We start from the raw sequence: 12,452 nt of genomic DNA on the forward strand, positions 1-12,452 counted from the left end.
ATTATCCAGATTTGATCGAGACGACAGGGCACCACGCCATGACAGGCAAAAAGGTTCTGCTGGTGGAAGACGATGCAGACAGCGCCAGCATCCTGGACGCCTATCTACGCCGCGACGGCTTCGACGTTGCCATCGCCGGAGACGGCGAGCGGGCGATTCACCTGCATCGTCAGTGGGCGCCGGATTTGGTGCTGCTGGACGTGATGCTGCCCAGGCTCAGCGGTATCGAGGTGCTGTCGGCGATCCGCCGCGCCAGCGATACGCCGGTCATCATGGTCACCGCCATCGGCGACGAGCCGGAGAAGCTGGGCGCACTGCGCTATGGTGCCGACGACTACGTGGTCAAGCCGTACAGCCCCAAGGAAGTGGTGGCGCGCGTCCATGCAGTGCTGCGCCGAAGCGTGGCGGTGCATGCGCCGGGCGAGCCGCTGCGGCATGGCCGCCTGAGTGTGGACCTGGCTGCAGTGGCGGCCACCGTGCAGGACCCGGCCGGGGCTCAGCTGGCACTGGACCTGACCCCGACCGAATTCAACCTGCTCGCCATCCTGCTCAAGACGCCGTTCAAGGCATTCACCCGCAGCGAACTGCTCGACGCCTGCCTGCCCGACAGCGATGCACTGGAAAGGGTGGTGGATTCGCACATCCACAACCTGCGCCGCAAGCTGGAGGTGCACGGCATCACCGGCGTGCTGGTCACCGTGCGCGCGGTGGGATACCGCTTCCAATGAATGCCCTGCGGCGCTTCAACGCCTGGCGCCGGCAAGCGCCGCTGTGGATGTGGGTGGGTGTGCGGATGAGCGCACTGGCAGTGGTGACCGTGGCGGTGATCGCCTTCGGCATGTGGTGCTACTTCAACCTGCGCGACAGCCTGATCCTGGGCAAGCTGCCGGCGGCGGCCCGCACCGAAATCGAACAACTGCGCGAACAGCCGGTCGCCAACGAGGCACGCCTGTGGCAACTGCTGCAGCAGTACTACGATGTGGAAAATTTTCTGCCCGGGCTGGCCAACCCTGACTGGTGGACGCTGTGGGCCATGGTCGCCCTCTCCATCCCGGTGATCCTGGTCTGCGGGCTGCTTGCATCGCGTCCGTTGTCGCGGCAATTTTCCCAGGTGGCCAGGGCCGCGCATCGGGTCAGCGATGGCGACTTCGGCGCACGCGCGCAGGTGGTGGCAGGCGCACCGGACGAGCTCACGGCGCTGGCGGACGACTTCAACGCCATGGGCGGCAAACTGCAGCAGTACGAACGCGAACTGCGCGAGTCCAGCGCAATGCTGGCACACGAACTGCGCACCCCGCTCAACGCAGCGATGGGCCGCGTACAGGGCATGCTGGACGAGGTCTTCCCGCGCGATCCCGAGCAGCTGCGCCTGGTCCATCGCCAGCTGGAACAGATCAACCGGCTGATCGGCGACCTGCATCTGGTGTCGCTGGCGCGTGCCGGCCAGCTGGTGCTGGAGCCGGACAGTTTCGATCTGCATGAGCTGATTGCCGAGCGGGTGGAATGGGCAGGCCCGACAATCCGCGCGTTGCAGACGACGGTCACCGCGCCGGCACCTTCCGGGCTACGCGTCTGCGCCGACCGCCATCGCCTGGGCCAGGTGTTTTCCATCCTGATCGACAACGCACTGCGCTACGCCGCCGCAGGCAAGGTGCTGGATATCGAGCTGCGCCGCGATGGTGCGCATGTGCTGGTCACGCTCGGCGACCGCGGCCCCGGCGTGGAGCCTGCGCAGCTGCCGCACCTGCTGGACCGCTTCTGGCGCGCGGACAGTTCACGCGCGCGCCATTCCGGTGGCAGCGGCCTGGGCCTGGCGATCGCCTCGGCCATCTGCCAGGCGCACGATGGCCGCTTGATCCTGGGCAATCGCGTCGGCGGCGGGTTGTCGGCCAGCGTGCAACTGCCGTTGTCGCGCTGAGGGGTTCGCGCGGTTGCGCCGCCGCGCTCGCGGCGACCTGGCATGCCAGGCAGCTGCGAGCATCAACGTTGCTGCAGGCTCGGCACCGCAGCGGTCACGTCGGCATGGCGACGCATGATCCAGTTGAACAGCGGCGTGGCCATCAGCGTGGAGAGGATCGCCATCAGCACCAGCACCGAGAACAGGCCTTGTTCGATCACGCCGGCCTGCAACCCGATGTTGATGATGATCAGTTCCATCAAACCGCGTGCATTCATCAGCGAGCCGATCGCCATCGCATCGCGGTTGTTCTCGCCGGTGATGCGTGCGGCGGCCCAGCAGGCCAGTCCCTTGCCGATGAACGATGCGGCCAGAATCGCCACGCCGGCCAGCATGATCTGCGGCTGCAGCAACACGCTCAGCTGCGTCTTCAAGCCGGAATAGGTGAAGAACATCGGCAACAGGAACACCACCACGAACGGCTGCATCATCTCGCGCAATTTTTCGGTCAACGCGCCCCTGGGCAGGCAAACGCCGAGCAGGAAGCCGCCGAAGACTGCATGGATGCCGATCGCATCCATCGCCCAGGCGCTGAGGCAGAACAGCATCAGGATGACCGCCAACACGCCATTGCTCAGCGGTTGGTCCTGCACCACGTAACGCTCGAGACGGCGCAGCAGATGCCGGCCGACAAAGATCATGAACGCCGCATACGCAACGCCACCGCCGATGGCCAGATAGGCGCTGCCCCAGCTGCCGCCAAAGCTGGCCAGCACCACGGCAAGAATGCACCAGGCCGCCGCATCGTCGAACGCACCTGCAGTGAGTGCCAGCGTGCCCAACGGGCTATTGGTCAGCCCGCGCTCGTGGATGATGCGCGCCAGCATCGGGAAGGCGGTGATCGCAATGGCCGCGCCCAGGAACAGCGATGCCTCCATCAACTTGGCTTTTTCCGAGAACAAGCCCTCCACGTTGATCAGCCACGGACACATCGCGAAGGCCAATGCGAACGGCACCGCGATCCCGGCCAGCGACACGCTCATCGCGCTGCGATAGCGTGCGCGGAAATGATCGCTGCGGAAGTCGGTGCCCACCAGGAACATGTACAGGCCCACGCCGAACTGGGCCAGCACATACAGCACGTCCAGCGTCTGCTTGGGAAACAGCGCCGCCTGCACATCCGGCAGTAATATGCCGAACAGCGACGGTCCCAACGCCACGCCGGCAATCATCTCGCCCACCACCTGCGGCTGCCCCACCCGCTTGGCCAGCAATCCCACCAGACGACAGATCAGCAGGATCACCGCAGCCTGCAAGAAGAAATACACCGACATCTGCGGAGTGGTCATGCGTTGGGCAACATCCCTGAGAAGTGCGCGGATCATAACGAGCCATGCCGGCTGGCGATAGCCATCGTGCAGCTGGCGCCAACGCGCCGTCGGGCGTCGGCACGCCTGCCTGCACCGGCAGGCCCGACCACGTGACGCATGCCCGCCGAGCCCGGTTGCCGGCACACGCCACGATCAATGCATGCTGCAGCGCGCATTGCGGCGCAGATGACACGCCAAAGCATCGCAATCGGTTGGGGATGGCGTGGACGCCACACCACCGGCCGCCGGCCACTACACGCTCCGTTCAGTGACCGTGCCCCGCTTGCAGGACGAGGGATGTGTCACTTGTGCCCCGCTTGCTCCGCTGCCACCGGCGTCAACACCAGGTCCTGGAAATCGAAGCTGAAATCGGTCAGCGGTGAGATCGCCTCCATCCGCATCTCGCGCACCGCGCCATCCGGGGTCAGCGCGAAATTGACGAAGGCATCGGCATTCAGGCTGCGATCGTCCCAGCGCACGATGAAGCTGTCGTGTTGCCAATGCTCCAGCGTGCCAACGAGCTGCGCGGTCTTGGAAAACTGCAGACGCAGGCGCTTGCCGTCCTGACGGATCACCACATCGCCGTACCACGGGTCGCGATAGGTCGCCGCATAGCTGCGCAGCGGCAGCGACGGCGTGGAGCGCGCTGCGCGTGCGTCCTGATGCTTCCTCCAGCTGGTGTCCGCATCGCCATCGGCCTTGGCCACTGCCTTGGCATAGGCGGCGGTCCAATCGGTGGCCGGCATCTGCAGGAACGCATCCAGCACCTGCAGGGTCACCGCATTGAAGGCCGCACCGATCTCCTGATTGGTCAGCACCACCACGCCCAGCTGCTGGTCGGGCACCAGCGTCAGCCGCGACACCATGCCCGGCCAGCCGCCGGTGTGCCATACCAGCCGATGGCCGCGGTAGTCGCTCAGGCTCCAGCCCTCACCGTAGCCGGCAAAATTGGGGCGTGCCGCCGCCAGCTCCGGCACGGCCGGGTCGGCAATCGCGATCGGCGTGATCATCGACCACATCTCCTGCTGCCGTTTGGCACTAAACAGCGGCGTGCCATCGGGCAGGATGCCGCCGGCCAGTTGCACCTTCATCCACAACGCCATGTCGTGCGCGCTGGAATAGATGCCGCCGGCACCGGAGTTGTTGGACCAGGTCAGCGGCGCGACAGTGCGCAATTCGGTGAAGTCGTACTTGGCATGGCCCACGGCCGCGTTGTCGCCCGGTTGCAGATGGTCGGCATTGAAGCGCGTACCGCGCATGCCCACCGGGGCGAAGATGCGTTGCTGCAGAAACGCCGCATAGGTCTGCCCGGAGACCTGCTCGATCACCTTCTGCGCCACCGCATACAGGATATTGTCGTAGGCGTAGCGATCGCGGAAACCGCCCTTCAGCGGCACCTTGGACAGGCGCTGCACCACTTCGTCGGTGCTGTAGCTGGTGGTCGGCCAGAACAACAGATCGCCCGCGCCCAGGCTCAGGCCGCTGCGGTGCGCGAGCAGATCGCGCACACGCATCTCGCCGCTGACGTACGGGTCGGACATCCGGAACCACGGCAGGTGGTCGATGACCTTGTCGTCGAGCGAGAGCTTGCCCTCGTCGGCCAGGATCGACAGCGATGCGGCAGTGAAGGCCTTGGTGTTGGAGGCGATCGCAAACAGCGTGTCGGCCTGCACCGGCGCAGGCTTGCCGATCTCGCGCACGCCGTAGCCGCGCTCCAGCACCACCTGCCCATCCTTGACGATGGCCACCGCAATGCCGGGCACATCGAACTGCTTGCGCACGCGTTCCATCTGCGCGTCGAACTGCTGCATGCCGGCGGGAAGCTCGGCCGCCTGCGTCGTCACCAAGCTTGCCAGCATCAGCACGCCTCCACTCAGCCATCGGTTCACGGTCACTGTCGCACGTCCTCTCGTTCGCTCAGGTCGATCCGCCGGCACTGTCCAGCGACAGCGGCAGCGGTGCCACCAACACGCCATTACCATCCGCATACAGCCAATGGCCGGGCACGAAGGCCACGCCGGCAAAATTCACCGGCACATCCACATCACCCAGATCGCGGCGCTCGGTGCGGCGCGGGCAGGCGCCCAGCGCCAGCACGCCCAGCGGCAGCGTGGCCAGGATCTCCACATCGCGCACGCAGCCGTGGATCAACACGCCGGCCCAGCCGTTGGCGACCGCCTGCATCGCGATCTGGTCGCCCAGCAGCGCGTGCTTCAACGAGCCCTGCCCGTCCACCACCAGCACGCGGCCGTCACCAGGCGTGGAGGCCAGCTCGCGCACCCGCGAGTTGTCCTCGAAACAGCGCACGGTGACGATCGGCCCGGAGAATGCCGCACGTCCGCCATAGGAGCGGAACAGCGGTTCGGCGATGCTCACCTCGGGAAAGCGGTCACACAGATCGGGCGTGGTCCAGGTCATCGCTGCGGTCCGAAAGTGGCGATCTCCGATGGTAGCGGCATGGCCGCGTCCGCGTAAGCGCCGATCGCCCCGCCGGCTGGCCGGGCGGTGCCGGCATCGAGTGCACAACGCCTGCATGCCGCCCCGCGCCAACGGCCGCGCCTGCCTGGCAGTGCGCGCAAGCGTTCGGGGCCGCGCTGCTTCGCTGCGGAGCCGGCGGGGCTATCATCTGGGCGGCTTGCCACATCTGCGCGTCTGCGAACATGCCAGGCGCGCGCTCACGCCAACGTGGAATCTGTCATGACCGATCTGTTCGCCGCCACCCCGCCCGCGCTCGATGGCATCCACGTCGGTATCGGCGGCTGGGTGTATGCGCCATGGCGGGAGGGGATGTTCTATCCGCAAGGGCTGGTGCAGCGCCGCGAGCTGGAATACGCAAGCCGCCACGTCACCGCCATCGAGATCAACGGCACGTATTACGGGACGCAGAAACCGGCCACCTACGCGAAGTGGCGCGACCAGGTGCCGCCCGGGTTCGTCTTCTCGGCCAAGGCACCGCGCCGCATCACCCAGTCGCGCAGACTGGCCGGCACCCAGGCGCAGGTGGACGACTTCATCGGCGGCATTGTCGAGCTCGGCGATACGCTGGGGCCGCTGGTGTGGCAGTTCGAACAAGGGCATCGGCTGCAGGCCGACGACCTGGACGCCTTCCTGTCGTTGCTGCCCAAACGCGCCGGCAAGCGCGTGCTGCGCCATGTGCTGGAAATCCGCGACCACGACGCGGTGGATGCCGCGCTGCCGGCATTGGTTCGCCGGCATGGGGTGGCCACGGTGTTCACCGATTCGGACGAGCATCCGTCCTTTGCCGATCTGTCCACCGACTTTGTCTATGCGCGGCTGATGCGCAGCCAGGCGCGCCTGCATGCCGGCTACCCGGCGCCGGCACTGGCGCGCTGGGCCGAGCGCATCCAGGCCTGGCGGCGCGGCGACGATGTGGCGGACCTGCCGCATATCGACGCATCGACGCACGCCGCAGCCACGCCGCGCGAGGTATTCGTGTTTTTCATCAGTGCCGCCAAGGAGCGCAATCCGGCCGCGGCAATGGCGTTGCTGCAGGCGTTGGGGGCGCGCTGACAGGGGCGTTGCGTCGCGTCTTCGGCGACAATGGCGCATGCCCACGACCGACCTGCGCAAGGCGCAACTGCAAATCCATTTCTGCGTCCTGCTCTGGGGCATCACCGCGATCCTGGGCAAGCTGATCACGCTGCCCGCGTTGCCGTTGGTGTGGTGGCGCATGTTGATCGTGGTGGTGGCGCTGGCGCTATTGCCGCGGGTTTGGCGCGGATTGCGCGGGCTGTCCGGCCGCGTGGTGCTGGGCTATTGCGGCATCGGCGCCCTGGTGGCCCTGCACTGGCTGACCTTCTACGGCGCGATCAAGCTGGCCAATGCCTCGGTGGCGGCGACCTGCATTGCACTGGCGCCGGTGTTCACCGCCGTGATCGAGCCATGGGTGACGCAGCGCCCCTTCCGCCCGCGCGAACTGCTGTTCGGCCTGGCAGTGCTGCCCGGCGTGGCGCTGGTGGTCGGCGGGGTGCCGGATGGCATGCGTGCCGGCGTGGTGGTCGGCGCGATTTCGGCGGTGTTCGTCGGCCTGTTCGGCTCGCTCAACAAGCGCATGGTCGCGCATGCCGACCCGCTCACCGTCACCGCACTGGAGCTCGGTGCCGGCACCTTGACCCTGACGGTGCTGGCGCCGGCCATGCCGCTGTTGCTGCCGTCGCTGCATGGCGACCTGATGATCATCCCCAGCCTGCACGACGGCGTCCTGCTGCTGGTGCTGTCGCTGGCCTGTACGCTGCTGCCGTTTGCGCTGGCCCTGGTGGCACTGCGCCATCTCAGCGCCTACTCGGTGCAGCTGGTGACCAACCTGGAACCGGTCTACGCCATCGTGCTGGCGATCGCCCTGCTCGGCGAGCAACGCGAGCTGACCGTGCAGTTCTATCTCGGCGTGGCGATCATTCTCGGCGCGGTGTTCCTGCATCCGGTGCTGGAACGCCGGCGCAAGATCGTGCATCCGGAGCTGCTCGGCACTGCCGAGGCGAAGAACATCGTCGACTGACCGCACGGCGCAACCAACAAACGCCACTGTCGCAGCGGCCCAGGCCGCGACCGACCTATCGATGACGCACCCGCGTGCGCACGCCCCCTACCCCAACGCCACCACCTGGTCGCGCCCGCCACGCTTGGCCGCATACAGGGCCTGGTCGGCGCGCTTGATCACCGCGTCCACGCTTTCCTGCGGATGCAGCGTGGCCACACCGATACTCACCGTCACCGGCAGCGCGATCGTCATCACCGCCACGCTCTGGCGCAGGTATTCGCACTGCACGCGCGCCTGCAGCAGATCCACGTTGGGCAGCAGCAGCACGAACTCCTCGCCGCCATAACGCGCAATGGTGCCGGCACCGGCCACATGCGCACGCAGCAACGCCGACAGTTCGCGCAGCACCACATCGCCCTGGTCGTGCCCATGCACGTCGTTGACGGTCTTGAAGTGGTCCACGTCCAGCAACGCCACCGACAACGGCTGGCCTGCCGCACGCGTCTGTTCCATGGCCGCGGCCAAGGCCACTGAAAACGCGCGTCGATTGGGCAAGCCGGTCAGCGGATCGGTGCGGGTCTGCTCGACCAGATCGGCATTCAGCGCGTCCATCTGCGCGTAATAGCCGGCCAGCTGCTGCTCGTACCATTCGCGCTCGTGCAGTTGCTGGCGCAGGCGCTTGCCGGCCAGGCGCAGTTCCAGCAGATGCGCGGCCTGCCGCGACAATGCCTGCAGGGCAGCACGCTGCTCTTCGCGCAGATGCGCCGGGGTCTGGTCGAAGACGCAGAGCGAGCCCAGCGCCATGCCCTCGCTGGTCACCAACGGCGCGCCGGCATAGAAGCGTACCGCCGCGCTGCCGGTCACCATCGGATTGTCGTGGAAGCGCGGGTCGAGCAAGGTGTCGTCGACCATCATCACTTCGTCCGGGCGCAGGATCGCATGCGCGCAGAACGAGATGTCGCGCGATGCTTCGCTGCGCGGCGCGCCATGCGCGGACTTGAACCATTGCCGCTGTTCGTCGACCAGCACCACCGCCGCCATCTGCGTCTCGCACAGCGTGGACGCAATCATGGTGAGGTCGTCGAAGGCACGCTCGGGCGGCGAATCCAGCACTTCGTACTGACGCAGCGCTGCAAGCCGCTCGGCCTCGTTGTCCGGCAATGTCGGTTTGATCACTCTGCCCGCTCCCCAGCTGGCTGTCGGCGGCGGAAGTATGACCGAGCCGGTCATGCACGGCCATCGGGTTGCGCCTGCGCAGCCGATGCACCGTGTTGTTGCGGTTCAGTCCAACGCGCGAGAAACGCTCACCAGTCGGTGCGTTGCGGCAGCAGGCCGCGCAACTCCGCATCGCTGAGGTTGCGCCACTGTCCGGGCTTGAGCGCGGCCAGCTTGATGTTGTCGATGCGCACCCGGCGCAGCTGGGTCACGCGGTAGCCGAATTCGGCAGACATCAGGCGGATCTGCCGGTTCAAGCCCTGCTCCAGCACGATGCGGAAGCCGAACTTGGCGATGCGCGCGGTGCGGCACGGCAACGTGGTCTCGTTGTGGATGCGCACGCCACGCGCCATGCCGCGCAGGAATTCGTCGGTGACCGGCTTGTTGACCGCCACCAGATATTCCTTCTGGTGGCGATTTTCCGCGCGCAGGATCTCGTTGACGATGTTGCCGTTGCTGGTCATCAGGATCAGACCTTCTGACTCCTTGTCGAGCCGGCCGACCGGGAAGATGCGCTGCTCGTGGCCGACGAATTCGACGATGTTGCCCTTGACCGAACTTTCGGTGGTGCAGGTGATGCCCACCGGCTTGTTGAGCGCGATGTAGACATGCTTGCGGCCACCGGGCTTGCTGGCGGCGCGCGTGCGCAGCGGCTGGCCGTCCACCAGCACGGTGTCGTCCTCGCCCACCACCGCACCGGTGCCGGCAGCCACGCCATTGACGGTGACCCGGCGTTCGCCGATCAGGCGATCGGCCTCGCGGCGGGAGCAGAAGCCGGTTTCGGCGATGTATTTGTTGAGTCGGGTCGTCATCGGCCGATTATCGGCGATTTGGAGCGGCGCGCGTGCACCAATCTGCGATCAGGACAGCGCCAGCAGCGGCTGCCCGGCGTGCAGCAGCTCGTCCAGCGGGCATGGACGATGCAGGCTGAAACCCTGCACCTGGCCGACACCGGCCTCGCGCAGGCCGGGAATGTCCGCCTCCGACTCCACGCCCTCGGCCACCACTTCGATCCCCAGCGCAAGGCCCACCTGCGCGATCGAGTGCACTGCCGCGCGGTCCACCGCGTCATGCGCGTAGTTGCGCACGAAGCCGCAATCGATCTTGAGGACATCCACGGTGAACTGCTTGAGATAGCCGAACGAGGCCAGGCCGTTGCCGAAATCGTCCAGCGCCACATGGCAGCCGCGCGCACGCACGCTCTGCACGAAGCGCTGCGCGTGCTCCAGATCGCCGATGACCGCGGTCTCGGTGATCTCCATGCATAGCTTGGGCACCAGGCTCGGGTAGCGCTCGAACAAGGACCACACGAAATCGAGAAAATCCGGCTGCGCGATCGACTGTGCGGACAGATTGACGTGGCACAGGTCCAGCGTGGCCACATGCATCGGACTGGCCGCCAGCTGCGCGCACAGCGTTTCCAGCACATGCACGTCGACCATGCGCCCCAGGCCGTAGCGCTCCACCGCAGGCAGGAATTCGCCTGGGCTCAGCACCCGCCCGTCGCGCGCGCGCATGCGCACCAGCACTTCGTACTGCAGGCGTTCCGGATCGCTCAACACCTGGATCTTCTGCGCATACAGCAGCAGCCGGTCCTCGGCGATCGCCTGCTGCACCGCGCTGATCCAGCCGCCGTCGTGGCGCCGCCGCGCCAGCGCCAGATCGTTTTCGCCGAAGCAGCGAATGCGGTTGCGCCCTTCTTCCTTGGCCGCATGGCAGGCCAGATCGGCAGCGGTCATCAAGGCATTGACGTCGCTGGCGCCCTGGCGGATTTCCACCACGCCGAAACTGCAGCTCGGCGTCAGCGGCCGTCCGCCCTGGTGGCTCCACGGCTGACCCAGCACCGCATGCATGCGCTCCAGCAAGGTCTGCGCCTGCGCCAGATCGGTATTGGCCAGCAGGATCGCGAACTCGTCGCCGCCCAGCCGCCCCAGCCAGTCGCCGGGGCGCAACTGCATGGTGATCACGTCGGCGAAGTGGCACAGGAACTTGTCGCCTACCGCATGCCCGAAGGTGTCGTTGACCAGCTTGAAGTGATCCAGGTCGACAAAGCACAGCGCGTGGCAGAGCTGCGGCGATTGCGGCGGCTCGATCAGGCGCAGCAGCCGGCGTTCGATCTCGCGGCGGTTGATCAGGCCGGTCAAGGCATCGTGGCGCGCATGGAAGGCGACTTCATCGGCCAGCTCGTGCGCATGCGAGACGTCTTCGATCACTGCCAGCACCAGGGTCGGCTCCTCCGGGCCGGGCTCCACCAGCGACGCGCTCCAGCGCCCCCACATTACCCCGCCGTCGGCGCGCAGCAAGCGCCGCTCGCCGGACTGCAGCAGTGTCGGCCAGTCGATCAGGCCGCGGCTGTCCAGCGCGATGTGGTCCGGATGCAGCACCTCGGCCAGCGTGCAGGCCTGCAGTTCCTCCGGCCGGTAGCGCAGGATGTTGGCCATCGCGGCATTGGCATCGAGCACGCGGCCGCGCAGGTCGAACTTGACCATGCCCAGCGCCGCCTGCTGAAACGCGGTGCGGAAGCGTCCTTCGTGCGAGAGCAGATAATTGCGGATGCGGCGCATCGCCAGCACGCAGGTGATCAGCACCAGCAACAGGGTCGCCAGGCTGCAGACCACCATCACATCGTGCAGCAGCCGCGCGCAGCGGACCAGCAGCGACTGGAACTGCGCGGTATCGCCGCGCATGCGGCCGTCGAGCAGGTGCAGCTCGTCGCGCAGGGCCTGCAGCGCGCGCAGATCCGGGCGGCTGGCGGCCTGCACGGAGGCGGCCCGGTCGGCCAGGGTGCTCAGTTGCAGCAGGTCGGCGTCGGTGTGTTTCCACATCGCGATGGCGTCGCCCAGATACGGAAAGACATGGCCGTAGCGATACAGCCGCACCATTTGCGGCATGTCCTCACGGGCATTGCGGCCGGCGGCCAGCCCGGCATGGACCGCAGCCCAGTCGATCACCGGCTGCTCGACCGCCTCGCGTGCGGCGCGGTCGCCGAGCGGCACTTCCAGTGCGCGGCAGGCGGCCTGCAGGTCGGCCGGATCGCCGCTGCCCAGATAGCGCTCCAGCCAGTACACCGACTCCTGCTGGGCATTGGACCAGTGGCTCTGGCCGACGATCCAGGCCATTGCCCCGGACTGGATCTCGATCACCAGTGCCGAGAGCACCGCCATGCTGACGGCCATGCCGATCAACAAGGCCAAGGGAAGCGTCAGCCAGCCGCGCATCAGGTGCATGGTCCGCCCACCGCTCGTGCCGCCCGCCATCTGCGCCATTGTCATCCTCGCCCCCCCCTGCTGCTGCCCATGCGATTCAGGCGCCCAGTGGGCGCCTGAAGGCAGTAGCGGCCGCAACGGCGCAGTCTGTATGGCTGCGCCCGCCCGGCCACGGTTGGCGCGGAACTTAGCATGGCTAACAGGATGCCGCCGACAATCGCTGCGGTACCGACGCGTGACGCGCGCACACCGCTATGCATAGATCA

The 12,452-nt window shown here is 66.9% G+C and carries 10 protein-coding genes; 4 read left to right on the forward strand and 6 right to left on the reverse strand.

Annotated elements, in window-relative coordinates; translation table 11 throughout:
- The first annotated feature begins 38 nt into the window (after positions 1-38).
- Together GGR73_RS08325 and GGR73_RS08330 are read left to right on the forward strand one after the other, a co-directional pair.
- Positions 39-728 carry a response regulator gene (locus GGR73_RS08325; protein ID WP_184456376.1) on the forward strand — a complete coding sequence of 230 codons (690 nt, stop codon included), beginning with the start codon at positions 39-41 and terminating at the stop codon, positions 726-728.
- Entirely contained in the window at positions 725-1,918 is a 1,194-nt protein-coding gene (locus GGR73_RS08330; protein WP_184456378.1) for an ATP-binding protein, read from the forward strand. Before GGR73_RS08325 ends, GGR73_RS08330 begins: the two co-directional genes overlap by 4 nt.
- A 62-nt stretch (positions 1,919-1,980) precedes the next feature.
- Here the strand turns inward: GGR73_RS08330 and GGR73_RS08335 are convergent, their stop codons facing one another.
- From GGR73_RS08335 to rraA, 3 genes are all read right to left on the reverse strand, one after another.
- Positions 1,981-3,246: a cation:proton antiporter gene (locus tag GGR73_RS08335; protein ID WP_104554007.1), complete on the reverse strand. Its 1,266-nt coding sequence runs from the start codon at positions 3,244-3,246 to the stop codon at positions 1,981-1,983.
- A gap of 323 nt (positions 3,247-3,569) precedes the next feature.
- Positions 3,570-5,243 (reverse strand): serine hydrolase, encoded by a 1,674-nt coding sequence (locus GGR73_RS08340; protein WP_160954497.1) that lies wholly within the window; start codon positions 5,241-5,243, stop codon positions 3,570-3,572.
- Positions 5,185-5,685, reverse strand: coding sequence for a ribonuclease E activity regulator RraA (gene rraA, locus GGR73_RS08345; protein WP_024939752.1), 501 nt, complete (start codon positions 5,683-5,685; stop codon positions 5,185-5,187). Before rraA ends, GGR73_RS08340 begins: the two co-directional genes overlap by 59 nt.
- A 279-nt stretch (positions 5,686-5,964) precedes the next feature.
- Here rraA and GGR73_RS08350 point away from each other — a divergent pair, with 279 nt between their 5' ends.
- Together GGR73_RS08350 and GGR73_RS08355 are read left to right on the forward strand one after the other, a co-directional pair.
- Positions 5,965-6,798, forward strand: coding sequence for a DUF72 domain-containing protein (locus GGR73_RS08350; RefSeq protein WP_184456380.1), 834 nt, complete (start codon positions 5,965-5,967; stop codon positions 6,796-6,798).
- Positions 6,799-6,835: 37 nt separating this feature from the next.
- Complete coding sequence (locus GGR73_RS08355; RefSeq protein ID WP_016903967.1) at positions 6,836-7,783, forward strand: DMT family transporter; 948 nt, start codon at positions 6,836-6,838, stop codon at positions 7,781-7,783.
- Positions 7,784-7,870: 87 nt separating this feature from the next.
- Here the strand turns inward: GGR73_RS08355 and GGR73_RS08360 are convergent, their stop codons facing one another.
- The 3 genes from GGR73_RS08360 to GGR73_RS08370 form a co-directional block, all read right to left on the reverse strand.
- Positions 7,871-8,995, reverse strand: coding sequence for a GGDEF domain-containing protein (locus GGR73_RS08360; RefSeq protein WP_202397395.1), 1,125 nt, complete (start codon positions 8,993-8,995; stop codon positions 7,871-7,873).
- A 74-nt stretch (positions 8,996-9,069) separates the two neighbouring features.
- Positions 9,070-9,792, reverse strand: a complete 723-nt coding sequence (locus GGR73_RS08365; RefSeq protein WP_016903964.1) for a pseudouridine synthase — start codon at positions 9,790-9,792, stop codon at positions 9,070-9,072.
- Positions 9,793-9,840: 48 nt separating this feature from the next.
- Complete coding sequence (locus GGR73_RS08370) at positions 9,841-12,246, reverse strand: EAL domain-containing protein (RefSeq protein ID WP_184456382.1); 2,406 nt, start codon at positions 12,244-12,246, stop codon at positions 9,841-9,843.
- Between the last annotated feature and the right edge of the window lie 206 nt (positions 12,247-12,452).

It is taken from the genome of Xanthomonas sp. F14 (genome assembly GCF_014199865.1).